Origin of the sequence: Paracoccus sp. TD-10 (assembly GCF_048270675.1) — a bacterium.
GTDB classification, from domain to species: Bacteria; Pseudomonadota; Alphaproteobacteria; order Rhodobacterales; family Rhodobacteraceae; genus Paracoccus; species Paracoccus pantotrophus.
Window position 1 is genome coordinate 1,928,894 of sequence record NZ_CP182418.1, and the last position, 22,045, is coordinate 1,950,938.

A 22,045-nucleotide genomic window follows, 5' to 3' on the forward strand; every position below is an offset into this window, starting at 1 on the left:
CATGCCCCGCTTCGCCCTGTTGATCGAATATGACGGCGGCCCCTTCGCCGGCTGGCAGGCCCAGGCCGACCGGCCCAGCGTGCAGGGCGCCGTCGAGGCGGCGCTCGGCCGTCTCGACCCCGGCTTCGCGGCCGGGGCGCGGATCGCGGCGGCCGGGCGCACCGATGCCGGGGTCCATGCCACCGGCCAGGTCGCCCATGCCGACCTGCAGCGCGACTGGGATCCGTTCCGGCTGTCCGAGGCGCTGAACTGGCACCTGAAACCCGCCCCCGTCGCCATCCTGGCCGCAGCGCGGGTGGCGGACGACTTCCACGCCCGATTCTCGGCGCATGAGCGGCGCTACCTGTTCCGGCTGGTCTCGCGCCGCGCGCCGCTGACGCATGACCGCGGCCGCGCCTGGCAGGTGGCGCATCCGCTGGACCTGGCGGCCATGCGCGCCGGCGCGGCGCATCTGCTGGGCCGGCACGATTTCACCACCTTCCGCTCGACCATGTGCCAGGCGAAAAGCCCGGTGAAGACGCTGGACCAACTGACCATCGAGGAAGCCCGGATCCCGCAGGGCCGCGAATACCGCTTTACCCTGCGGGCGCGGTCCTTCCTGCACAACCAGGTGCGCTCGATCGTCGGCACGCTGGAGCGGGTCGGCGCCGGCGCCTGGCCGCCCGGCCGCGTGGCCGAGGCGCTGGCCGCATGCGACCGCGCCGCCTGCGGACCGGTCTGCCCGTCGCAGGGGCTTTACCTGACCGGGGTGGGCTATGAGCCCCCGCCCTTTCCCGAGGGCCCGCTGAACTAGCCGGCCGCGACCAGCGCGTCCCAGAGCCTGTCCAGCCCGGATCGCATATCCGTGGCGGCGGCGAAGCCCAGCCGGTCGCGCGCGGCCTGCGGACAGCCGCAAGAGGCACGGATGTCTCCGGAGCGCGCCGGCGCGTGTTCGATGGCGCTGGCTCCCCGCCCGGCAATGGCGTCGATCTGGCGCACCAGCTCCAGCAGCGTTGTCTCGGTCCCGGTGCAAAGGTTGAAGACCTGGGCGCCCGGCGCCTGGCCGGCCAGGTCGCGAGCACGCAACAGACCCTCGACCACGTCGGCGACACAGATGAAATCCCGGCTCTGCTGCCCATCGCCAAAGATCACCTGCGGCCGGTCCGCCAGCCGGTTGGCGCAGAATTTCGAGATCACCCCGGCATAGGGCGAGGCCGCATCCTGGCGCGGGCCATAGACATTGAAGAAGCGCAGCCCGACCGAGGGCAGGCCATGCACCTCGGCCATGGCGGCGGCCTGATGCTCGGCGGCCAGCTTGTCGGCGGCATAGGGCGAGATCGGCAGGGGCAGGTCGGTTTCGCGGCATGTCGCGCCCGCGCGGTTGCCGTAGATCGCCGCCGAGGAGGCATGGACGACCGGGATATTGCCGGCCCGATGCGCCGCATGCAGCACGGCGATGGTGCCGCCCAGGTTGACGCGATGCGCCCCCATCCAGTCCGAGATGCAAAGCTGCACCGAAACCCGCGCGGCAAGGTGAAAGATGCAATCCACCCCGGCCAGCAGCCTGCCGAGCAGATCGGCGTCACAGACATCGCCCCGGACCAGCCGCACCTGCGGGGGCAGGTTGTCCGCCCTGCCGCTGGACAGGTCATCGAGGACGACGACCTCCTCTCCGGCGGCGAGCAACCGGTCGACGAGGTGGCTGCCGATGAACCCTGCCCCTCCGGTAACGAGCGCCTTACGCTGCAAGCCTTTCCCTTTCCGTTTCCGCGCCGGTCGCGTCAGGATCCTGTGGGTCTACGACGGATATGCCGCCATAACGCCCGGCGGGGGCGGGGGATCCGCGAAGATCGGAAAAATCGCCGCGGACCTTACTTGCGGCCGCGGCGCCGGGGCCGCTCGTCCTTGTAAAGCACGATCAGCACGGTGCGCCAGATGATCCACAGATCCAGCGCCAGCGTCCGGTTCCTCTGGTAGATCAGGTCGATCTTGAGCTTGGTGGGCAGGCAGCGCCGGGCATAGGCGGCCTCGGTCGCCTCGGCGCTCTTGCAGCGGCGCAGGATGCGGTCCTCGTGGCGGTGGTAGATCAGCGTCGCCAGGCCGGTGACGCCGGGGCGGCTTTTCAGCACCTGGCCATAGACCGCGGGATAGCGTTCGACATATTCGCGGATGGTCGGGCGCGGCCCGACGAAGCTCATGTCGCCCTTGAGGATGTTGAACAGCTGCGGCAATTCGTCGATGCGGGTGCGGCGCATGAAATGGCCCAGCGGCGTGATGCGCCAAGCCTTGTGCGCGCCGGTCACGCCGAAATCGCCCTCTTGCCGCAACATGGTGCGGAACTTGAGATGGGTGAAGGTCCGCCCCGGCGCCGCCATCCGCGGCGCCGCGTAAAAGATCGGCCGTCCCTGCACGACCAGCAGGATCAGGGCAAAGGCCGCCATGACGATGGACAGCGGCACCAGGGCCAGCAGCGCCAGGGTGATGTCGAATACCCGTTTCGACAGGGGCATGGTGGTCATGGCGGGGGGATGCACATGGTCCTTGAACCACGACATCTCGTCTTGGGCCACTGTGGCGAGCCGCGCAATGTCGGCTTTTTCCCAGTCCTGGTGAATCGTCACAATTCTGTCCCGCATTTGGCTTGTGGCTACCATCCTCCCCCTACCATAGCACTCGTTAATTTTGAATGAGCGCAAGGGATAAACTGCACCGCACTTGCGCAAACCCCAGCTTTCGGCCAGTCTTTGCTCATTCTGGGGCAACCGGGGCGGATTCATGCGGAAATTTCTGGTGGTTCTGGACGATTCCCGCGAATGCCTGAACGCCATCCGCTATGCCGCCCTGCGCGCGGCCAAGACCGGCGGCGGGGTGCAGGTACTCGCGGTCATTCCGACCACGGCCATCCAGCACGGCATGGGCGTCGCCGACGTGATGCGCGCCGAAGCCTATGAGCGGATCGAGGCACATTACGAGGTCTTTGCCAAATGGATGCGCGACCGTCCCGGCATCGAGCCGGAACTGGTGGTGCGCGAGGGCGAGCCGGGCGCCGAGCTTCTGGCCCAGATCCACGACGATCCCGAGATCGGCGTGGTGGTGCTGGCCGCCTCGACCGAAAGCGCGGGGCCGGGACCGCTGGTCACCCGGCTGACGCGCGAGGTGGCAAACCTGCCCTGCCCCGTCACCATCGTGCCCGGCGACATCTCGCGCGAACGGCTGGAGCAGATCACCTGACGAACCGCCCGCTGCGGCGGATGGTCGCTGCGCCTGGCCGACGCCTGGTCCCGGCACCGTTGCCGCGCCGGCGCGGCCGGAATGACCCCCGGCACCGTGCAGATCGCGTCCCTGCCGCGCTGGCGGGCAGCCCTTTCGGCCATGCCCATGGCGATTTCTGCACATGCTGTTTCTTCGCGTGCTCAAGGCCGCCCGCCCGCCGTGCGGCCCTCCGACTTGACTTGTCCGCCCTTCGATCCCCATATCCGCCACAAAGGAGCCCGCGCCATGTTCATCCAGACCGAAACCACCCCGAACCCCGCGACGCTGAAGTTCCTGCCGGGCGAAACCGTCCTGGGCAGCGGCACCGCCGATTTTCCCGCAGCCGAGGCCGCCGCGACCAGCCCGCTGGCGCGCCGCATCTTTGCCGTGCCAGGCGTGACCGGGGTTTTCCTCGGCTCGGATTTCGTGACCGTGACCAAGGCCGAGGACGCGGTCTGGGACCATCTGAAGCCCTCGGTCCTGGGCGCGATCATGGAGCATTACCAGTCCGGCGCCCCAGCCATCGAGGGCGCGACCGCCAGCGCCCATAACGACCAGGACGGCCCCGACGCAGAAATCGTCAACCAGATCAAGGAACTGCTGGATACGCGCGTGCGCCCGGCCGTGGCGCAGGACGGCGGCGACATCACCTTCCACGGCTTCGACCGCGGCGTGGTCTATCTGCACATGCAGGGCGCCTGCGCCGGCTGCCCCTCGTCCACGCTGACGCTGAAGATGGGCATCGAGAACCTGCTTCGCCACTACATCCCCGAAGTGACCGAGGTGCGGCCCGTTGGCTGAGGCGCTTTCGCTGGGCTTCGACACATCGGCCGCGCATTGCGCGGCCGCTTTGCTGCAAGGCGACCGCCTGCTGGTCCAGCGCCAGGAAGACATGGCCCGCGGCCAGGCCGAGCGGCTGTTTCCGCTGCTGGAAGAGCTGCTGGTCGAGGCGGACCTGGGCTGGCGCGACCTGTCCGTCATCGGCTGCGGCATCGGGCCGGGCAATTTCACCGGCATCCGCATCTCGGTCGCGGCGGCGCGGGGGCTGGCGCTGTCGCTGGGCATCCCCGCCATCGGCGTCAGCGCGACCGAGGCCGCCGCACATGGCCTGCCCCGCCCCTGCCGCGTCGCGCTGCCCGCGCGTGCGGGCGAGGTGATCTGGGAGGATTTCGGCACCGGGCAGGCCACCCGGCCGCAACAGGCCCCCGCGCATGATTTGCCGCCCGGCCCCGCACCGCTGCCCGCGGTGATGCCGCTGGCCGAGGCCATCGCCCGCATCGCCGCCGCCCGCCGCGACCAGCCGGACCTGCCGCGCCCGGCGCCGATCTATCTGCGCCCGGCCGATGCCGCGCCGGCGCGCGACCGCGGCCCGCTGATCCTGTCATGACGCCCGACGACCTGGCGGCGTTGCACGGCCGCTGCTTTGCCGCGCATCCGCGGCCCTGGACGGCGGCCGAGTTCCAGGCGTTGCTGGCCGGCCCGCCGAATTTCCTGCTGACCCGGCCGCAAGCCTTCCTGCTGGGCCGCGCCATCGCGGACGAGGCCGAGCTGCTGACGCTGGCCGTCGCGCCCGAGGCGCGGCGGCAGGGGCTGGCCTCGGCGCTGCTGGCCGAATTCGCCGCCACGTCACGGGCGCACGGCGCGCGCGAGGCCTTCCTGGAGGTCGCGGCGGACAATGCGGCCGCCATGGCGCTTTATGCCGGCGCGGGCTGGGAAACCCTTGGAAAGCGGCGGAATTACTACGCGCCCGGCCTGGATGCGGTGCTGATGCGGCGCACCCTCTGACCCAAGACAAGATTGTTGACGGATTCCGGCCCATGCGCCCTAATCCGAACATCCTGGGCCGACTCGCCCGCAAACCGTCTTGAGGTCCGACATGTCCCTGATGAAATCCCTGCTCGCCGGCGCCTGCCTGACCCTGCTGCCCGTCGCAGCCCTGGCCGATCCGGCGCTGATCTTCGATCTGGGCGGCAAGTTCGACAAATCCTTCAACGAGGCCGCCTATAACGGCGCCGAACGCTGGAAGGCCGAGACCGGGGGCACCTACAAGGAACTGGAGATGCAATCCGAAGCGCAGCGCGAACAGGCCCTGCGCCGGCTGGCACAATCGGGCGCCAATCCCATCGTGATGACCGGCTTTGCCTTTGGCGAGGTGCTGGCCAAGATCGCGCCGGATTATCCCGACACGAAATTCGTCATCATCGACATGGTGGTCGAGCAGCCCAACGTGCAATCCGTGGTCTTTACCGAGGAGCAGGGCTCGTACCTGGCCGGCGTCGCGGCGGCGCTGGCGTCGAAATCGGGCACGGTGGGCTTCATCGGCGGCATGGACATCCCGCTGATCCACAAGTTCGAATGCGGCTATGCCCAGGGCTTCAAGGCCACCCGGCCGGACGGCAAGCTGATCATCAACTATACCGGCACCACCCCCGCCGCCTGGAACGACCCGGTGAAGGGGGGCGAGCTGCTCAAGGCGCAGGTCTCGCAGGGGGCGGACGTGGTCTATGCCGCGGCGGGTGGAACCGGCATCGGCGTCTTGCAGGCGGCGGCGGATGCCGGCGTGCTGTCGATCGGCGTGGACAGCAACCAGAACCACCTGCATCCGGGCCAGGTGCTGACCTCGATGGTCAAGGGCGTGGATGTTTCCGTCTACGAGGCCTTCAAGGCCGGGACCGAGGTCGAGCCGGGCGTCCGGGTCATGGACCTGGCTTCGGGCGGGGTGTCGCTGGCCATGGACGACAACAACAAGCCGCTGATCTCGGACGAGATCGCCACCGCCGTCGACGCCGCCGCCCAGGCCATCGAATCGGGCGGGATCAAGGTGCATGACTACATGACCGACAATACCTGCCCGGTGCAGTAGATGACGGCCGCGCCCGCCCCGGCGATCGAATTGCGCGGGATTTCCAAGGCTTTCGGGCCGGTGCAGGCCAACAAGGACATCGACCTGGTCGTGCGGCGCGGCACGATCCACGGCATCATCGGCGAAAACGGCGCCGGGAAATCGACGCTGATGTCGATCCTTTACGGTTTCTACCGCCCCGATACCGGAGAGATCCAGATCGGCGGCCAGCCCGTCGCCATCGCCGACAGCCAGGCCGCGATCCGCGCCGGCATCGGCATGGTGTTCCAGCATTTCAAGCTGGTGCAGAACTTCACCGTGCTGGAAAACGTGATCCTGGGCGCCGAGGACGGCGGGCTCCTGCATCCCTCGCTGACCCGCGCGCGCGGCACGTTGAAGCGGCTGGCCGCCGAATACGGCTTGCAGGTCGATCCCGATGCGCTGGTCGAGGAACTGTCGGTCGGCCACCAGCAGCGGGTCGAGATCCTGAAGGCGCTGTATCGCCAGGCCGACATCCTGATCCTGGACGAGCCGACCGGCGTGCTGACCCCCGCCGAGGCCGACCACCTGTTCCGCATCCTGCGCGGGCTCAAGGACGAGGGCAAGACCATCATCCTGATCACCCACAAGCTGCGCGAGATCATGGAGATCACCGACAATGTCTCGGTCATGCGGCGCGGCGAGATGGTGGCCTCGGTCAAGACCGCCGAGACCAGCCCGACCGAGCTGGCCGAGCTGATGGTGGGCCGCAAGGTGCTGTTGCGGGTGGAAAAGCCACCCGCCCGGCCGGGCGCGCCGGTGCTGGAGGTGCGGGGGTTGCGCATGGTCGATGCCGAGGGCGTCGAGCGGCTGCGCGGCATCGACCTGGAGATCCGGGCAGGCGAGATCCTGGGCATCGCCGGGGTGGCCGGCAACGGCCAGACGCAACTGCTGGAGATCCTGGGCGGCTTTCCCGAGGCGGGGGCAAAGCTTCAGGGCGAGATCCGGCTCAATGGCCGGCCCTTGCCGCTGAACGGTCCGGAGGCCGACGGCCGCGCGCGGCGCCGCGCCGGCATCGGCCATGTTCCCGAGGATCGGCAGGCCGAAGGGCTGATCATGGATTTCACCGCCTGGGAGAACACGGCCTTCGGCTATCACCACGCGCCCGAGTTCCAGCGCGGCCCGTTGATGGACAATGCCGCCATCCGCGCCGATGCCATGGCCAAGATCGAGCGTTTCGACATCCGCCCGCCGGACCCGGACCTTACGGCCCGGAATTTCTCGGGCGGCAACCAGCAGAAGATCGTGGTCGCGCGCGAGGTCGAGCGCAACCCGGACCTGCTGCTGATCGGCCAGCCGACGCGCGGGGTTGATATCGGCGCCATCGAGTTCATCCACAAGCGCATCCTGGCGCTGCGCGATGCCGGCAAGGCGGTGTTGCTGGTCTCGGTCGAGCTCGACGAGATCATGGCGCTGTCGGATCGCATCGCGGTGATGTTCGACGGTCGCGTCATGGACGAGCGCCCGGCCGAAGGGGCGACGACCGGAGATCTGGGCTGCCTGATGGCCGGGGTCGATCCCGCCCTGACGCCGCCCGAGGCGGCGATCCCGCCGGCGGCCGCGCCGGCGACGGATGCCGGCGGCGGTGCGGGATGAGCCGTCGCATGCCTCCGGCGGGAGTATTTGGAAAACGGAGAAAACCGGGAGAGGCGGGCTGATGGAGCGAATGCCGAAATGGGCGGATGTGATCCTGACGCCGCTGATTTCTCTGGTGCTGGCCTTTGGCATCTCGGCACTGGTGATCCTGGCTATCGGTGAAGATCCCGTCGAGGCGCTGAAGGTGATGGTCCAGGGCGCACTGGGATCCAGCTATGGTTGGGGCTTCACCCTGTATTACACAACGAATTTCATCTTCACCGGCCTGGCGGTCATGGTCGCCTATCATGCCGGGCTGTTCAACATCGGCGGCGAGGGGCAGGCCGCCCTGGGGGGCCTGGGCGTCGCGCTGGTGGTACTGGCCCTGCCCTGGCCGCATTGGGCCTTCGCTCTGCCGGCGGCGGCGGTCGGGGCGGCGCTGTTCGGGGCGCTTTGGGCGCTGATCCCGGCCTGGCTGCAGGCCCGGCGCGGCAGCCATATCGTCATCACCACCATCATGTTCAATTTCATCGCCGCGGCGCTGCTGAACTATGTCCTGGTCAACCTGCTGCGGCCCGTGGGCAGCATGGACCCGGCCTCGGCCCGGTTCCCCGCGGCGGCGCATCTGCCGAAGCTTTCGGACATGGCGCTGGGGCTCGGCTTCGAATGGGGCCGGAACACGCCCGCCAATGTCACCTTCTTCGTCGCCATCGCCGCCTGCCTGCTGGTCTGGCTGCTGATCTGGCATACGCGGCCGGGCTATGAGATCCGCGCCTTCGGCAAGTCCGAACCGGCGGCGCTTTACGCCGGCATCTCGCCGGTGCGGATCACGGTCCTGGCCATGCTGGTCTCGGGGGCGCTGGCCGGGCTGATGGCGATCAACAACGTCATGGGCGAGGCCGAGCGGCTGATGCTGAACGCGGTCGAGGGCGCCGGCTTCATCGGCATCGCCGTGGCGCTGATGGGCCGCAACCATCCGTTCGGCGTGCTGCTGGCGGCGCTGCTCTTCGGCTTCCTCTACCAGGGCGGGGGCGAGCTGGCGCTGTGGACCTCGATCCCGCGCGAGCTGATCGTGGTCATCCAGGCGCTGGTCATCCTGTTCACCGGGGCGCTGGACAACATGGTGCGCATGCCGCTGGAGCGGCTGTTCACGGCGCTGCGCCGGAAGGGAGCGTGATGGATTTCGCGACGGTGATCCAGATCCTCGATTCGGCGGTGCGGCTGATGACGCCCCTGCTGCTGGCCTGCCTGGCCGGGCTTTATTCGGAACGCGCCGGGGTCTTCGACATCGGGCTGGAAGGCAAGATGCTGATGGCGGCCTTTGCCTCGGCCTCGGTCGCCTATGCCACCGGCAGCGCCTGGCTGGGGCTGCTGGCCGGGATCGCCGGCGCCGCGGCCATGGCCGGGCTGCATGGCCTCGCCTCGATCAGCTTTCGCGGCAACCAGCTGATCTCGGGCGTGGCGATCAACTTCCTCGCCTCGGGGCTGACGGTGCTTCTGGGGCAGAAGATCTTCGGGCTGGGCGGGCGCACGCCCTCGCTCTCCGGCGCGGCGCGGTTCGGCGAGATCACCCTGCCCTTCGCCGACAGCCTGCGCCCGGTGCCGGTGATCGGGCCGGTCTATGCCGAGCTGATCTCGGGCCACACCATCCTGGTCTATATCGCCTTCGCCATGGTGCCGCTGACCTGGTGGGTACTCTATCGCACCCGCTTCGGGTTGCGGCTGCGCGCGGTGGGCGAGAACCCGGCCTCGGTCGATACCGCTGGCGTCTCGGTCACCCGGCTGCGCTTTGCCGCCGTGATGATCTGCGGGGTGCTTTGCGGCCTCGCAGGCGCCTATCTCGCCACCGGCATCTCGGCCGGTTTCGTCAAGGAGATGACCGCCGGGCGTGGCTTCATCGCGCTGGCGGCGCTGATCTTCGCCAAGTGGCGGCCATGGAGCGCGCTTTTCGCCACCTTCCTGTTCGGGCTGATGGAGGCGGTGGCGAACCGCTTCCCGAATCTCGACCTGGGGGTGGTGACCGTGCCCTCGATGTTCATGAACGCCCTGCCCTATATCCTGACCGTCATCATCCTGGCCGGCTTCGTCGGCCGCGCCATCCCGCCCCGCGCCGGAGGAGAGCCCTATGTCAAGGAACGCTGAACTCGCCGATCTGATCCGCAGCCGGGCGGGGGACGCGCCGCCGGAATACGGGCTGATCCTCGGCTCGGGGCTCGGGCATCTGGCGGCGGCGGTCGAGGGCGTGGCGATTCCCTATTCCGACCTGCCGGGCTTTCCGCATGCCGGGGTGTCGGGCCATGTGCCGCAACTGGTCGTCGGACAGCTGGAGGGGCGGCGGGTCGCGGTCCTGGGCGGGCGGGCGCATTACTACGAATCCGGCCGCGCCGATGTCATGCGCCTGCCGCTGGAGGTGCTGAAGGCGCTCGGCACCCGGCAGCTGATCCTGACCAATGCGGCGGGCAGCCTGCGCGCCGAGATGCCGCCGGGATCCCTGATGCTGCTGTCGGACCACATCGCCTTCGCCGGCACCAATCCGCTGATCGGGGAACCCAGCGAGGCGCGCTTCGTGCCGATGACCGACGCCCATGACCCGGGCCTCCGCGCCGGGCTCAGGGCCGCCGCCGAGGCCGATGGGATCGCGCTGCCCGAGGGGGTCTATTGCTGGTTCTCGGGGCCTTCCTTCGAGACCCCGGCCGAGATTCGCGCCGCCCGCATCCTGGGCGCCGATGCGGTCGGCATGTCCACCGTGCCCGAGGTGATCCTGGCGCGCTTCCTGGGCCTGCGCTGCGCCGCCGTCTCGGTCATCACCAATATGGGCGCCGGCCTCTCGGACGAATCGATCAGCCACGAACATACCAAGGCCATGGCGCCGCTGGGCGCGGCCAAGCTGGAACGCATCCTGCGCCGCTTCCTCGGCCAGGGCGCCTGACCCCGGCTTCTTTCTTGTTCAAATATCCCCGCCGGAGGCCGCCGAGCGTGCCGCCGGCGCCGGCCCGGCAAGCTCAAGCCCCGCCAGCACCGCCTCGACCGCCGAAGCGGCGGCCTCGAGGTCGTCCAGCCCGTCCAGCGCCACCGCCGGCCCGCGACCGTCGTCATGGCGCGCCCGGTGCTTCTCATAGCGTGGGTCGTAATGGTCGCGCATCAGCCCCTCGGCCAGCCCGCGCCAGTCGGCGGCATCGACCAGGCGCAACCAGCCCTCGATCCGCTCGGCCGGGTGCAAGGGCCGCAACAGCGCCACGATCCGCGCCACGGCCTCGGGATCGGCGCAGGTCTCGGCATAGGCGCGTTCGGTATAGGCGGCGCGGGCCTCGACCGGCACGGCCAGACGGATGCGCGGCGCCGCCGCGATCGCCTGCCAGATGCCGCGTGGCAGGTTCAGCGCGCCGATGCGCGAGCTTTCGGCCTCGACCAGCAGCGGCCGCGCGGGGTCCAGCGCCTCCAGCGCCAGGGCGAGGCGGCTTTCGAACAGCTTCTGCGATGGCTGGCCGCCCGGCAGCGCCCCGAACAGGCTGCCGCGATGGTTCGCCAGCCCCTCCAGGTCGATGACCTGGTGGCCGCGCGCCGCAAGCCGCGCCAGGATTTCGGTCTTGGCGCTGCCAGTATTGCCGTCCAGCACCACCACCGGCGCGGCCACGGGTGCCGTGACCCGCGCCACCACCAGCGCCCGCCAGGCCTTGTAGCCGCCCTCGATGCGGCCGACACGCCAGCCGATCTGCGACAGGATGGTGGCGAAGGCGCCCGAACGCTGGCCGCCGCGCCAGCAATAGACCAGCGGCCGCCAGCCGCCGCCGAAACCCGCCAGCGGCCCGGCGATATGACGCGCGGCATTGGCGGCGACCATGGCGCCGCCCAGCTTGCGGGCATCGAAGGGGGAAACCTGCTTGTAGATCGTGCCGACCTGCGCGCGCTGCTCGTCCGACAGCACCGGCAGGTTGATCGCGCCCGGCAGGTGATCCTCGGCATATTCCGAAGGCGAGCGCGTGTCGATGACGGTATCGAACCCGGACAGCACCGGGTCCGACAGCGATGTCAGGCGGATGTCCACTTAGTAGACGTAGACCGGGGTTCCGATCGGCACCTGCTCGAACAGGTCCATCACCGCCTCGTTGCGCATGCGGATGCAGCCGTTCGAGACGGCGCGGCCGATCGAGTTCGGCTCGGTCGTGCCATGGATGCGGATCGAGGTGTCGTTGCCCCTGGCGTCGTAAAGATACAGCGCCCGCGCGCCCAGCGGGTTGGACGGGCCGCCCGGCATGCCGTCGGCCCATTTGGCATATTGGCCGGGATTGCGCTTGATCATCGCCGGCGTGGGGGTCCAGCTGGGCCATTCGGTCTTGCGCCCGACGGTGGCGCGGCCCTTCCAGACCAGCTCGGCCTTGCCCACCGCGACGCCATAGCGCACCGCCCGGCCAGGCGCGATGACGTGATAGAGGAAGAAATCCTTCGAGACCACGACGATGCTGCCGACCTCGAAATCGTTGCGGATCGAGACCTCGGTCGGGGCATAGGGATCGCGCCGGGGCTCGGCCTTGGTGGTCAGCGCCGCGGGCTGGGCCTGTGCCAGGGCCAGCGAGGGCACGGCCACCAGCGGCAAGGCGGCCATCAGCATCTGTCTGCGGTTCATCTGTCCGTCCTGAATCCTTGCGTTTCTTGACCATGCGCCTAACCGCTCGGGCGGCCGGGATCAACTCAAAGCGCCGTGACGCGGTTGAAACGCGCGGCAAACGTGCCTAGCTTGCATCGGGAAAGGACCGCCCGCCATGACCTGCGCGACCTGTGCCTCCATCCGCCGCCCGCCGCGTCGCGCGCCCGTGCGCGCCCCGCATTTGTGCCGGGGCCGGGGCGGGCGCGGTTGCCGCTGCCATGTCGCGGCCCGTCCGCGCCTGGCCCGTCCCATGCTGGCGGGCGATGGCCATCCGCTGCGCTGGCGCCCCGCGCCGGGCGACGGGCCGCTGCCCCAGCAGCTTCTGCACCACGCACCGCACCATCCGCAGGCTCCGCCACACCCTGTCTGAATCGCGCCTTCTTTCGCCATTCTGACAGGACAATCCGATGAAACATCACCCAAACGATGCCGAGCTGACCGTCTCGGGCATGAGCTGCGCCTCTTGCGTGGGCCGCGTCGAAAAGGCGCTGGCCGCCGTGCCGGGCGTCCGTGATCCGCAGGTCAACCTGGCCACCGGCCGGGCGCATTTCCGCCTGGCCGCGCCCGAGGCCCTGCCCCGCGCCGTCGAGGCGCTGGCGCGGGCCGGCTACCCGGCCGAGCCGCAGCAAACCCGCCTGGCCATTGAGGGCATGACCTGCGCCTCGTGCTCGGGCCGGGTCGAAAAGACGCTGGCCGCGCTGCCCGGCGTGACCACGGCGCAGGTGAACCTGGCCACCGGCAGCGCCACCATCCGCCATTCCCCCGCCGTCGCGCCGCAGGCGCTGGCCGATGCAGTGACCGCCAAGGGCTATCCGGCGCAGGTGCAGGCCGAGGCCGGCCATCACATGCACGACCATGGCGGCGATGCGGCCACGCTGAAGCGCAATTTCCTGGTCGCCCTGGTGCTGACCCTGCCGGTCTTTGTCGCCGAGATGGGCGGCCATGCCTTTCCCGCCTTCCATCATTGGCTGCACATGGCCATCGGCCAGCGCACGCTCTGGGTGCTGGAGTTCCTGCTGACCACCGCCGTCCTGGCCGGGCCGGGGCGGATGTTCTTCCGCATCGGCATCCCCGCGCTGATGCGCCGCGCACCCGAGATGAACAGCCTGGTCGCGCTCGGCGCCTCGGCGGCCTGGCTCTATTCGACGGTGGCGACCTTCGCGCCGGGCCTGTTGCCGCCGGATTCGGTGCATGTCTATTTCGAGGCCGCTGCCGTCATCGTCACGCTGATCCTGCTGGGCCGCTGGCTGGAAGCCCGCGCCAAGGGCCAGGCCGGCGACGCCATCCGCCGGCTGATCGAACTTGCTCCCGACAGCGCCCATGTCGAGCGCGACGGCCGCATCGTCGAAATCCCGGTGGCCGAACTGCATCCCGGCGACATCGTGCATCTGCGCCCCGGCGAGCGGGTGGCGGTGGACGGCGTGCTGACCGAGGGCAGCGGCGCCATCGACGAATCCATGCTGACCGGCGAGCCGGTGCCGGTCGCCAAGCAGCCGGGTGATCCCGTGACCGGCGGCACGGTGAACGGCAACGCGGCGCTGGCCTATCGCGTCACCGCGACCGGCGGCGACACGGTGCTGGCCCGCATCATCCGCATGGTCGAGGACGCGCAGGCCACCAAGCTGCCGGTGCAGGCGCTGGTGGACCGCATCACCGCGGTCTTCGTGCCGGTGGTGATCGGGCTGGCGGCCCTGACCTTCGCGCTGTGGATGATCTTTGCCGGCGCGCTGGGGCAGGCGCTGGTCGCGGCGATTGCGGTCCTGATCATCGCCTGCCCCTGCGCCATGGGGCTGGCGGTGCCGGTCTCGATCATGGTCGGCACCGGGCGCGGCGCGGAACTGGGCGTGCTGTTTCGGCGCGGCGACGCGCTGCAAAGGCTGGCCGAGGCGCGCATCGTCGGCTTCGACAAGACCGGCACGCTGACGCAAGGCGCGCCCGCCCTGACCGCCATCGAGGCCGAGGAGATCGCGCCCCTGGACGCCCTGCGTCTTGCCGCCGCGGCCGAGGCGCGTTCGGAACACCCGCTGGCGGCCGCCATCGTCGGCGCCGCGCACGGCAAGGGGCTGGAGCTGCCCACGGCCGAGGCGGTTCAGGCTGCGGCGGGCCGCGGGCTTTCGGCACGGGTCGAGGGGCACGCGCTGCTGATCGGCAATGCCGCCGCGCTGGCCGAGGCGGGCATCACCGCCGCCCCCGCCCTGATCGCCGCGGCCGAGGGCTGGGCGGCGCATGGCGCGACCCCGGTGCATCTGGCCGTGGACGGCCGGCACGCCGCCGCCATGGCCCTGGCCGACCCCATCCGCCCCGAGGCGGCCGAGACCGTGGCCGAACTGCACGCGCTTGGCCTGCAAACCGCGATGATCTCGGGCGACGTGCAGGCCACGGCCGAGGCGGTGGGCCGCCAGCTGGGCATCGACCGCGTGACCGCCGGCGTGCTGCCCGAGGGCAAGCTGGCCGCCATCCGCGAGATGGGCCCCGGCACGGTCTTTGTCGGCGACGGCATCAACGACGCCCCGGCGCTGGCCGCGGCCGAGACCGGCATTGCCATCGGCACCGGCACCGATGTCGCCATCGAATCGGCCGAGGTGGTGCTGGTCGGCGGCGATCCGATGGGCGTGGCGCGGGCCATCCGCCTGTCACGCAGCGTCATGCGCAATATCCGGCAGAACCTGTTCTGGGCCTTCGGCTACAATGTGGCCCTGATTCCCGTGGCCATGGGGGCGCTGGTGCCCTTTGGCGGGCCACAGTTGTCACCCATGCTGGGGGCCGGGGCCATGGCGCTGTCCTCGGTCTTCGTGGTCAGTAACGCGTTGCGATTGAGGCGTGCCGCATGATGCTGAAAGCCCTTGTCCTGATCCTGGCCCTTGCGGCCGCACCGATGGCGGCGGCGACGCCGCTGCGCATCCTGGCCTTCGGCGACAGCCTGACCGAAGGCTACGGCCTGCCGCGCAAGCACGGGCTGGTGCCGCAATTGCAGGACTGGCTGAGGGCGCGCGGCCATGACGTGCTGGTGCTGAACGGCGGGCTTTCGGGCGACACCACGGCGGGCGGACGGGTGCGGATCGGCTATTCGCTGGCCCGCCACAAGCCCGATGCGGTGATCGTCGAGTTGGGCGGCAACGACCTGTTGATGGGCTTTTCCCCCGCCATGGTCGCAGACAACCTGGATTCGATCCTGGGCCAGGCCGGCAAGACCGGCCGGCCGCTGCTGCTGGTCGGCATCGCCTCGCCCGACCATGACGACCCCTTGCGCCGCGACTGGGCCGAGATATGGCCGCGCATGGCCGCGCAGCACGATGCGCTGCTGATGGAGAACCTGTATCAGCCGCTCTTCGACCTGCCGGACGAGGGCTATAAGGCCATGCTGCAACCCGACGGGCTGCATGCCTCGGCCGAGGGGGTCGGGCTGATCGTGCAATCGCTGGGCCCCAAGGTCGAGGCGCTGATCGAAAGGGCCGAAGCCCGGCGCTAATGCGCGTGGCCGGGCATGCGCTTGTTGTCGACCGGCAGGCGGGCCCGGACCGTGCCGCAGGGGCCGAAATCCAGCGTCAGCGCCAGTTCCTCGCCATCCGCAAGCGGCTGCTTCAATCCCATCAGCATCACGTGATCGCCGCCCCGCGCCAGTTCGTGCCGGGCGCCGGCGGAGATCCGGATCGGACCCGCCTTGACCATCCGCATCACGCCGCCCTCGTCGCGATGGGTATGCAATTCGACCCGCTCGGCCGCGTCCGAGGCGACCGAGGAAAGCGTGCAGGCCCCGGCGCCGCGATTCTCGATCACCATGAAGGCGGCGCCGGAACGGGGATTGGCGGCGCGGGCATAGCCGCCATGGATGACCAGCCCCGCATCCTGCGCCGGCGCGGCAAGGGGGATCAGGCCCAGGCAAAGGGCGGGCAGCAGCGGTTTCATCTCGTCTCCTTGCGCATCGGGCGAAGACTGGCGCCGGATGCGCCGCGCCGCAACCCGATTCCGCCCGCCACGGAAAAGGCCCGCCGAACGGGGCGGGCCTTGACGCGATGCCTTGCCGGGATCAGAGGCGCGAGGCCACGTTTTCCCAGTTCACCAGCTTGTCGAGGAAGTTTTCCAGGTATTTCGGCCGGGCGTTGCGGAAATCGATGTAATAGCTGTGTTCCCACACGTCGCAGCCCAGCAGCGCGGTCTGGCCGAAGCAGAGCGGGTTCACGCCGTTCTCGGTCTTGGTGACCTTCAGGCTGCCGTCCTTGTCCTTGACGAGCCAGGCCCAGCCCGAGCCGAACTGGCCGACGCCGGCTTCCGAAAACTTCTTCTTGAACTCGTCCACCGAACCGAAGGCTTCGGTCAGGGCCTTTTCCAGTTCGCCCGGAATGGCGCCGGGGTTCGGGGTCATCATTTCCCAGAACTGGGCGTGGTTCCAATGCTGGCTGGCATTGTTGAAGATGCCGTTCTGCGCCACGGCGCCCGACTGGTAGGTGCCCTTGACGATGTCCTCGAGGCTCTTGCCTTCCCATTCGGTGCCGGCGACCAGCTCGTTCAGCTTGTCGACATAGGCCTTGTGGTGCTTGTCGTGGTGGTATTCCAGCGTCTCCTTGGACATGCCGCCAGCAGCCAGCGCGTCGTGAGCATAGGGAAGATCGGGAAGCGTGAAGGCCATTTTCGGTTTCCTTTCCAACGGTTTCGGAATCTGTTCTGGCACAGCTGCCAAACGGGGAAAAGCCCTGTCGGCCGCTAAACGCCTTCAAGGCGGCGCGGGTTCCTGCCCTATCCCCCGCCAGGAGAGCCGCAGGCCCCGGTCCCGGTCATGATGTTGTCATAGCCCAGCGCCGTCACCGTCACCCGCGCGCTGCCATCGGCCTTTTGCACCGTCAGCCGAAAGTCCAGCCGCTCGGTCCGCTGCCCCGAGGCATTGCGCACCCCGGCCAGCGCCCAGCCATAGCTGCGGCTGGTGCGGTCATCGGCGGTGATCCTGGCCTCGATCGGCTGGCCGACGATGCGCTGCAGGATCGGGTCGAAGACCTCGATCCGGCCCTGGCGCGGGCCGGCGGTCTGGCGCGTCATCATGATGAACTCGGGCACCCAGCCGGTGCCGCTTTCGTCGAGGATCTGGCACATCATCACCACCGGCGGCTCTTGCCCCCAGGCCTGCGCGATGGCGGCGGGGCCCGGTGAAACCAGGCCGGCGAGGAGACAGGGCAAGACAAGGGCGGCGCGCATGGAATCAACCGGGTGGCTTTCACCCCCCATCCATACGCCGCCCTGCCGCCGCCACAAGTCCTAGCGCGGGCTAAGCTGCGTGCCCGGCGCCGCCGCGCCGGTCAGGATGCCGCGCAGGTAGTCGGTGACCGAGCGGAAGCCGATCAGCACATAGCCGCCCGGCTCGCGCCAGATGCCGCAGGCGACCTGGGCCGCGCGGGTGCGGCGCAGCCCGTCCTCGGGCATGGCCGCCAGGTCGGCGGGACAGAGCTTTGCCAGCACGTCCAGCGCGCGGGCGCCCTGGATGCGGAACACCGCGCGCATGTCGCTGACATCCAGCACCAGCGCGTGTTCAGTCGCAAGCGCGTCCTGCAGGGCGGCCAGCGCCTCGGCCGCCTCGGCGCACGGCAGGACCAGCAGCAGCTCGTCCGGCGACATCCAGCCGAGAGAGCGGCTGCCGTCGGTGGTGATGCGGCCCTGTTCGGGCAGCGCCACCCCGGCCGCCGCGGCGATGGCCTCGCCCGCCCGCGCCAGGTCGGCGCGGATCTGGATCATGCCCCAGTCCTGCACCTGAGAGATCTTCGCCAGTGCCTCAGCCATTCGCCCGGCTCCCTTCCTTGTCGTAGAAGACCGGATCGCAGATCCGCGCCTTGTAGCTTTCCTGACCCGCGACCGGGAACTCCAGCACCTCGCCCATGCGTTCCGGCCCCTGCCGCACCAGGCCCATGGCGATGGGCCGCTCCAGCGTCGGCGACATGTAGGTCGAGGTCACGCGGCCCTGCACCTTGCGCTGGCCGTTGGCGTTCACGCCCTCTTCCACCGCATAGACGCCGTCGGGCAGCACCCGGCCGTCGACGCTTTCCAGCCCCACCAGCTTCCAGCGCCGGGGATCGGTCATGTGGCTGCGCTCCTGCGCGCGCTTGCCGATATAATCCGCCTTTTTCTTGCTGATCGCCCAGTTCAGGCCCAGATCCTGCGGGATCACCGTGCCGTCGGTCTCGTCGCCGATCATGATGAAGCCCTTTTCGGCGCGCATGACATGCATCGCCTCGGTGCCGTAGGGGGTAACGTCCAGGTCGCGCCCGGCCTCATGCAGCCTTTCCCACAGTTCAAGGCCGCGGTTCGCCGGCACCGCCACCTCGAAGCTGAGTTCGCCCGAAAAGCTGATGCGATAGACGCGGGCGGGAATGCCGGCGATCTGGCCCTCGGCCCAGCCCATGAAGGGCAGCGCCTCGGGGGACAGGTCCATGCCGCCCAGCCGCTCCAGCAGCACGCGGGCCTTCGGGCCGACCACGGCGACCTGCGCCCATTGCTCGGTGACGTTGGCGGTCCAGACCTTCCAGTCCCACCATTCGCATTGCAGCCAGTCCTCGAAATGGCCGTGCATGCGCTCGGCGCCGCCGGTGGTGGTGTGCACCAGCCAGGTGTCCTCGCTGAGCCGCGCGGCCACGCCGTCGTCCACAAGGAAGCCGTTCTCGTTGCAGATCAGCCCATAGCGGCACTTGCCCACCGGCAGCGTGGACATCATGCCGGTATACATCATGTCGAGGAACCTGCCCGCATCCGGGCCCTTGACGATGATCTTGCCCAGCGTCGAGGCGTCGAGCGTGCCGACCGAGGCCCGCACCGCGCGGATCTCGCGCGCCACCGCGTCGCCATGGCTTTCGCCCGCCTTCGGGTAGCAATAGGGGCGGCGCCAGTGGCCGACCGGCTCGAAGAAGGCGCCGCGGCTTTCGTGCCAGCCATGCATGGGCGTCTTGCGCAAGGGCTGGAAGATCTCGCCCCGCGCCTCGCCGGCGATGGTGCCCAGGGTCAGCGGCGTATAGGGCGGGCGGAAGGTCGTCGTGCCCGTGGCCGGGATCGGCTGGTTCAGCGCATGGGACAGCACGGCAAGGCCGTTGATGTTGCTGACCTTGCCCTGGTCGGTCGCCATGCCAAGGGTCGTGTAACGCTTGGTATGCTCGACGCTGTGATAGCCTTCCTGCGCGGCCAGTTCGACATCCGAGACCTTCACGTCGTTCTGGAAGTCGAGCCACATCTTAAACTTCATCTTGCGCGTGGCGTGAGCCGGCATGACCCAGACCGGCATGGTCGCGGATTCCGCCTGCGCGCCGGTCAGGTCCGGGACCAGCAGGTCGCCCGCCGCTGCACCCGCGCAGCTGGCCATCGCCTTGCCGTCGGCGCCGGTCGGCGGGCGGTTCGGGTCGGGGGCGAACATCGACTGCGCGTCGGACCAGTTCAGCTTGCCGCCGCAATGGCTCCACAGGTGGACCACCGGCGACCAGCCGCCGGACATGGCGACGCAATCGGCATCCACGGTCTCGGTGACCTGGCCCGAGCCGGAATGGGCGCAGATCTTGACCGCCTCGACCGCCTGGCCGCCCTTGATGCCGGCAATGGCGCTGCCGGTCAGGACGCGCAGGCCGCGGGCGCGCACCGCTGCGGGCAGCGCCCCCGTGGCCGAACTGCGCGCGTCGATCACCGCGGCGACCTCGAGCCCGGCATCCAGCGCCGCCAGCGCGGTGCGATAGGCATCGTCGTTATTGGTGACGACGACGATCCGCCGGCCCGGCGCCACGCCGTAAAGGTCGATGTAATCGCGCACGGCCGAGGCCAGAATGACCCCTGGCACGTCATTGCCGGCAAAGCTCAGCGGCCGCTCCAGCGCGCCGGTGGCGACGATCACATGGCCCGCGCGGATGCGCCACAGGCGCTGGCGCGGGATGCCCGCGTTCGGGTCGTGATCGGCCAGCGATTCCCGCACCAGCAGATAACCGTGGTCGTAAAGCCCGGTCGCCTGGGTCGAGCGGCGCAGGGTGACGTTCTCCATCCCCCGCAATTCCGCCAGCAGCGCATCGACGCGGGCCTGGCCGTCGGCATGGTCGGTCGGCGTGCGGCCGCCGAAATGCGGTGCCTGCTCGACCAGCCAGACCGACTTGCCCCGGCGCGCGGCGTCGCGGGCCGCGGCCAGCCCGGCGATGCCGCCGCCGACGACCACCACGTCCACATGGGCATAGGCCTGTTCGTACTTGTCCGGGTCGGGATCGGTCGGGGCCTTGCCCAGGCCGGCCGAGCGGCGGATGATCGGCTCGAACACATGTTTCCAGAAGCCGCGCGGATACATGAAGGTCTTGTAATAGAAACCGGCCGGGAAAAAGCGATAGAGCCAGTTGTTCACTGCGCCGATATCGGCGTTCAGGCTGGGCCAGCAATTCTGGCTGGCGGTGACCATGCCACCGACCAGCGGCGTGGTGGTGGCGCGCTGGTTCGGCTCGAACCGGCCGCCCTGACCGAGGCCCAGCAGCGCGTTCGGTTCCTCGGCGCCCGAGGCGATCGGGCCGCGCGGGCGGTGATACTTGAAGCTGCGGCCCATCATCAGCTGGCCGTTGGCCAGCAGGGCCGAGGCCAGCGTATCGCCCGCGACCCCGCGCATCTGGCGGCCGTCGAAACGGAAGGGCAGTTGATAGGCGCGGTCGATCAGGCGGCCGCCGCGCGGCAGGCGGAAGGGTCCGGTCCGGGTCATGCGTTCAGGCTTTCGGCGGGGGTATCGACAGGGGTTTCGGCGGAGGTTTCGGGCCAGTCGGGCTGCCAGTCGGGACGCGCAGCCTGGATGGCGGCGACGATCTCGGGCGTGGGATGCGGGGTCTGGGCGCTGTAGGTGCCAAAGACCTGCAGCGTAGCGGTGTCACGCGCCGCCAGGAACCACTTGCCGCAGCCATAGGCATGGCGCCAGCGTTCGAAATGCACGCCCTTGGGGTTCTTGCGGGCGAAAAGATAGGCCTCGAACTCGGCATCCGACGAGCCGGGACCGAAGCGCTTCAGATGCGCCTCGCCGCCGGGTTGCAGCTCGGTTTCCTCGGCCGCGACGCCGCAATAGGGACAGGTCAGGGTCAGCATGGATCACTCCTTGGGCGGCAAGGCGCGCAGGCGGGCCGGCGCCCAGAGGGTCGGCCGGGCGCGCAAGGCGGCGATGGAAGGCAGGGGCCCGGCAAGGCATCCGCAGCCCGCGATGCCCGGCGGGGCTGCACGGCTGGCAAGGATGGCGGGGGCCGGGAACAAGGGCACGGCGCGGCGGCGCAGCGCATGAGAGGGGCGGCCTGTTCGGCCGCCGCAGATGACACGGCAAGGAACCGAGGGGCACAACGCCCCCCGGCCCTGGAGAGAGAGGGCGCCCGAAGGCGCCGGGAGGGACGCCTTAGTTGGCCGGAGCCGGGGTGGCAGGCTCGGCCGGCTCGGGAACAGCGGGATCGGCCGGAGCAGCATCGGCCGGCGGCTCGACCGAGACGGCGCCGTCATCGACCGGTGCGGGCTCGGACGAGACGGCCGGCGCGGCGGGCGGCTCGGTCGCTGCCGGCTCGGTGCCGGAAGACACGAACCAATAGATGACGACCAGCACGACGACGACGACGCCGACGATGAGCCAGAGGTTGCTCTTGTTCTGTTCGGCCATGAAGAAAACTCCTTGGTCATGGTGACGTGATTCAACAATTCACCAGACGGGAAACAGTTTCCCAACCCTTGCACGAAATTTTCCACCGCAACCGGCA

The 22,045-nt window shown here is 69.5% G+C and carries 23 protein-coding genes; 12 read left to right on the plus strand and 11 right to left on the minus strand.

What is annotated here, in order from left to right; translation table 11 throughout:
• The first annotated feature begins 1 nt into the window (after position 1).
• Entirely contained in the window at positions 2–793 is a 792-nt protein-coding gene (truA, locus tag ACNKFW_RS09560; protein ID WP_024842942.1) for a tRNA pseudouridine(38-40) synthase TruA, read from the plus strand.
• Here truA and ACNKFW_RS09565 read toward each other — a convergent pair.
• A complete protein-coding gene (locus ACNKFW_RS09565) occupies positions 790–1,728 on the minus strand; it encodes an NAD-dependent epimerase/dehydratase family protein (RefSeq protein WP_024842943.1) in 939 nt (312 codons plus the stop codon). The genes truA and ACNKFW_RS09565 overlap by 4 nt on opposite strands.
• A gap of 122 nt (positions 1,729–1,850) precedes the next feature.
• Positions 1,851–2,615 (minus strand): sugar transferase, encoded by a 765-nt coding sequence (locus tag ACNKFW_RS09570; RefSeq protein WP_407672825.1) that lies wholly within the window; start codon positions 2,613–2,615, stop codon positions 1,851–1,853.
• A 139-nt stretch (positions 2,616–2,754) separates the two neighbouring features.
• Here ACNKFW_RS09570 and ACNKFW_RS09575 point away from each other — a divergent pair, with 139 nt between their 5' ends.
• The 9 genes from ACNKFW_RS09575 to ACNKFW_RS09615 all read left to right on the plus strand — a co-directional run bounded on the left by ACNKFW_RS09575 (position 2,755) and on the right by ACNKFW_RS09615 (position 10,616).
• A complete protein-coding gene (locus ACNKFW_RS09575) occupies positions 2,755–3,210 on the plus strand; it encodes a universal stress protein (protein ID WP_024842945.1) in 456 nt (151 codons plus the stop codon).
• A 267-nt stretch (positions 3,211–3,477) separates the two neighbouring features.
• Positions 3,478–4,032: a NifU family protein gene (locus ACNKFW_RS09580; protein ID WP_024842946.1), complete on the plus strand. Its 555-nt coding sequence runs from the start codon at positions 3,478–3,480 to the stop codon at positions 4,030–4,032.
• A complete protein-coding gene (tsaB, locus tag ACNKFW_RS09585; protein WP_418024160.1) occupies positions 4,025–4,618 on the plus strand; it encodes a tRNA (adenosine(37)-N6)-threonylcarbamoyltransferase complex dimerization subunit type 1 TsaB in 594 nt (197 codons plus the stop codon). Before ACNKFW_RS09580 ends, tsaB begins: the two co-directional genes overlap by 8 nt.
• Positions 4,615–5,016 carry a GNAT family N-acetyltransferase gene (locus tag ACNKFW_RS09590; RefSeq protein WP_024842948.1) on the plus strand — a complete coding sequence of 134 codons (402 nt, stop codon included), beginning with the start codon at positions 4,615–4,617 and terminating at the stop codon, positions 5,014–5,016. Before tsaB ends, ACNKFW_RS09590 begins: the two co-directional genes overlap by 4 nt.
• 91 nt (positions 5,017–5,107) lie before the next feature.
• Complete coding sequence (locus tag ACNKFW_RS09595) at positions 5,108–6,094, plus strand: BMP family lipoprotein (RefSeq protein WP_024842949.1); 987 nt, start codon at positions 5,108–5,110, stop codon at positions 6,092–6,094.
• Complete coding sequence (locus ACNKFW_RS09600) at positions 6,095–7,708, plus strand: ABC transporter ATP-binding protein (protein WP_418024162.1); 1,614 nt, start codon at positions 6,095–6,097, stop codon at positions 7,706–7,708.
• 61 nt (positions 7,709–7,769) lie between these two features.
• Positions 7,770–8,864 carry an ABC transporter permease gene (locus tag ACNKFW_RS09605; protein WP_418024164.1) on the plus strand — a complete coding sequence of 365 codons (1,095 nt, stop codon included), beginning with the start codon at positions 7,770–7,772 and terminating at the stop codon, positions 8,862–8,864.
• Positions 8,864–9,829, plus strand: coding sequence for an ABC transporter permease (locus ACNKFW_RS09610; RefSeq protein ID WP_418024166.1), 966 nt, complete (start codon positions 8,864–8,866; stop codon positions 9,827–9,829). The genes ACNKFW_RS09605 and ACNKFW_RS09610 overlap by 1 nt, the downstream gene beginning before the upstream one ends.
• Positions 9,813–10,616: a purine-nucleoside phosphorylase gene (locus ACNKFW_RS09615; RefSeq protein WP_024842953.1), complete on the plus strand. Its 804-nt coding sequence runs from the start codon at positions 9,813–9,815 to the stop codon at positions 10,614–10,616. Before ACNKFW_RS09610 ends, ACNKFW_RS09615 begins: the two co-directional genes overlap by 17 nt.
• 18 nt (positions 10,617–10,634) lie before the next feature.
• Here ACNKFW_RS09615 and mnmH read toward each other — a convergent pair whose 3' ends face one another.
• A complete protein-coding gene (gene mnmH, locus ACNKFW_RS09620) occupies positions 10,635–11,732 on the minus strand; it encodes a tRNA 2-selenouridine(34) synthase MnmH (protein ID WP_024842954.1) in 1,098 nt (365 codons plus the stop codon).
• On the minus strand, positions 11,733–12,311 hold the full coding sequence (locus tag ACNKFW_RS09625; RefSeq protein ID WP_024842955.1) for a L,D-transpeptidase: 579 nt from the start codon (positions 12,309–12,311) through the stop codon (positions 11,733–11,735).
• A 428-nt stretch (positions 12,312–12,739) separates the two neighbouring features.
• Between ACNKFW_RS09625 and ACNKFW_RS09630 the strand changes: the two genes are divergently transcribed.
• Positions 12,740–15,163 (plus strand): heavy metal translocating P-type ATPase, encoded by a 2,424-nt coding sequence (locus tag ACNKFW_RS09630; RefSeq protein WP_024842956.1) that lies wholly within the window; start codon positions 12,740–12,742, stop codon positions 15,161–15,163.
• Entirely contained in the window at positions 15,160–15,801 is a 642-nt protein-coding gene (locus tag ACNKFW_RS09635; RefSeq protein ID WP_024842957.1) for an arylesterase, read from the plus strand. The genes ACNKFW_RS09630 and ACNKFW_RS09635 overlap by 4 nt, the downstream gene beginning before the upstream one ends.
• Here the strand turns inward: ACNKFW_RS09635 and ACNKFW_RS09640 are convergent.
• The 7 genes from ACNKFW_RS09640 to ACNKFW_RS09670 form a co-directional block, all read right to left on the minus strand.
• On the minus strand, positions 15,798–16,238 hold the full coding sequence (locus ACNKFW_RS09640; RefSeq protein WP_418024169.1) for a copper chaperone PCu(A)C: 441 nt from the start codon (positions 16,236–16,238) through the stop codon (positions 15,798–15,800). The genes ACNKFW_RS09635 and ACNKFW_RS09640 overlap by 4 nt on opposite strands.
• 121 nt (positions 16,239–16,359) lie before the next feature.
• Positions 16,360–16,959, minus strand: coding sequence for a superoxide dismutase (locus ACNKFW_RS09645; RefSeq protein ID WP_024842959.1), 600 nt, complete (start codon positions 16,957–16,959; stop codon positions 16,360–16,362).
• A 107-nt stretch (positions 16,960–17,066) separates the two neighbouring features.
• Positions 17,067–17,519, minus strand: coding sequence for a hypothetical protein (locus tag ACNKFW_RS09650; protein ID WP_418024171.1), 453 nt, complete (start codon positions 17,517–17,519; stop codon positions 17,067–17,069).
• A 60-nt stretch (positions 17,520–17,579) separates the two neighbouring features.
• Positions 17,580–18,098 (minus strand): sarcosine oxidase subunit gamma, encoded by a 519-nt coding sequence (locus ACNKFW_RS09655; RefSeq protein WP_418024173.1) that lies wholly within the window; start codon positions 18,096–18,098, stop codon positions 17,580–17,582.
• Positions 18,091–21,021 (minus strand): sarcosine oxidase subunit alpha family protein, encoded by a 2,931-nt coding sequence (locus tag ACNKFW_RS09660; RefSeq protein ID WP_418024175.1) that lies wholly within the window; start codon positions 21,019–21,021, stop codon positions 18,091–18,093. The genes ACNKFW_RS09655 and ACNKFW_RS09660 overlap by 8 nt, the downstream gene beginning before the upstream one ends.
• A complete protein-coding gene (locus ACNKFW_RS09665; RefSeq protein ID WP_024842963.1) occupies positions 21,018–21,395 on the minus strand; it encodes a sarcosine oxidase subunit delta in 378 nt (125 codons plus the stop codon). The genes ACNKFW_RS09660 and ACNKFW_RS09665 overlap by 4 nt, the downstream gene beginning before the upstream one ends.
• Before the next feature lie 298 nt (positions 21,396–21,693).
• Positions 21,694–21,948 (minus strand): hypothetical protein, encoded by a 255-nt coding sequence (locus ACNKFW_RS09670; RefSeq protein WP_024842964.1) that lies wholly within the window; start codon positions 21,946–21,948, stop codon positions 21,694–21,696.
• Positions 21,949–22,045: the final 97 nt, after the last annotated feature.

Bases quoted from the DNA above. Each gene is read 5' to 3' on its own strand.
- truA (WP_024842942.1), top strand. From the start codon at position 2: ATGCCCCGCTTCGCCCTGTTGATCGAATATGACGGCGGCCCCTTCGCC.
- ACNKFW_RS09570 (WP_407672825.1), bottom strand. From the start codon at position 2,615: ATGCGGGACAGAATTGTGACGATTCACCAGGACTGGGAAAAAGCCGAC.
- ACNKFW_RS09575 (WP_024842945.1), top strand. From the start codon at position 2,755: ATGCGGAAATTTCTGGTGGTTCTGGACGATTCCCGCGAATGCCTGAAC.
- ACNKFW_RS09580 (WP_024842946.1), top strand. From the start codon at position 3,478: ATGTTCATCCAGACCGAAACCACCCCGAACCCCGCGACGCTGAAGTTC.
- ACNKFW_RS09590 (WP_024842948.1), top strand. From the start codon at position 4,615: ATGACGCCCGACGACCTGGCGGCGTTGCACGGCCGCTGCTTTGCCGCG.
- ACNKFW_RS09595 (WP_024842949.1), top strand. From the start codon at position 5,108: ATGTCCCTGATGAAATCCCTGCTCGCCGGCGCCTGCCTGACCCTGCTG.
- ACNKFW_RS09600 (WP_418024162.1), top strand. From the start codon at position 6,095: ATGACGGCCGCGCCCGCCCCGGCGATCGAATTGCGCGGGATTTCCAAG.
- ACNKFW_RS09605 (WP_418024164.1), top strand. From the start codon at position 7,770: ATGGAGCGAATGCCGAAATGGGCGGATGTGATCCTGACGCCGCTGATT.
- ACNKFW_RS09610 (WP_418024166.1), top strand. From the start codon at position 8,864: ATGGATTTCGCGACGGTGATCCAGATCCTCGATTCGGCGGTGCGGCTG.
- ACNKFW_RS09615 (WP_024842953.1), top strand. From the start codon at position 9,813: ATGTCAAGGAACGCTGAACTCGCCGATCTGATCCGCAGCCGGGCGGGG.
- ACNKFW_RS09625 (WP_024842955.1), bottom strand. From the start codon at position 12,311: ATGAACCGCAGACAGATGCTGATGGCCGCCTTGCCGCTGGTGGCCGTG.
- ACNKFW_RS09630 (WP_024842956.1), top strand. From the start codon at position 12,740: ATGAAACATCACCCAAACGATGCCGAGCTGACCGTCTCGGGCATGAGC.
- ACNKFW_RS09635 (WP_024842957.1), top strand. From the start codon at position 15,160: ATGATGCTGAAAGCCCTTGTCCTGATCCTGGCCCTTGCGGCCGCACCG.
- ACNKFW_RS09640 (WP_418024169.1), bottom strand. From the start codon at position 16,238: ATGAAACCGCTGCTGCCCGCCCTTTGCCTGGGCCTGATCCCCCTTGCC.
- ACNKFW_RS09645 (WP_024842959.1), bottom strand. From the start codon at position 16,959: ATGGCCTTCACGCTTCCCGATCTTCCCTATGCTCACGACGCGCTGGCT.
- ACNKFW_RS09650 (WP_418024171.1), bottom strand. From the start codon at position 17,519: ATGCGCGCCGCCCTTGTCTTGCCCTGTCTCCTCGCCGGCCTGGTTTCA.
- ACNKFW_RS09655 (WP_418024173.1), bottom strand. From the start codon at position 18,098: ATGGCTGAGGCACTGGCGAAGATCTCTCAGGTGCAGGACTGGGGCATG.
- ACNKFW_RS09660 (WP_418024175.1), bottom strand. From the start codon at position 21,021: ATGACCCGGACCGGACCCTTCCGCCTGCCGCGCGGCGGCCGCCTGATC.
- ACNKFW_RS09665 (WP_024842963.1), bottom strand. From the start codon at position 21,395: ATGCTGACCCTGACCTGTCCCTATTGCGGCGTCGCGGCCGAGGAAACC.
- ACNKFW_RS09670 (WP_024842964.1), bottom strand. From the start codon at position 21,948: ATGGCCGAACAGAACAAGAGCAACCTCTGGCTCATCGTCGGCGTCGTC.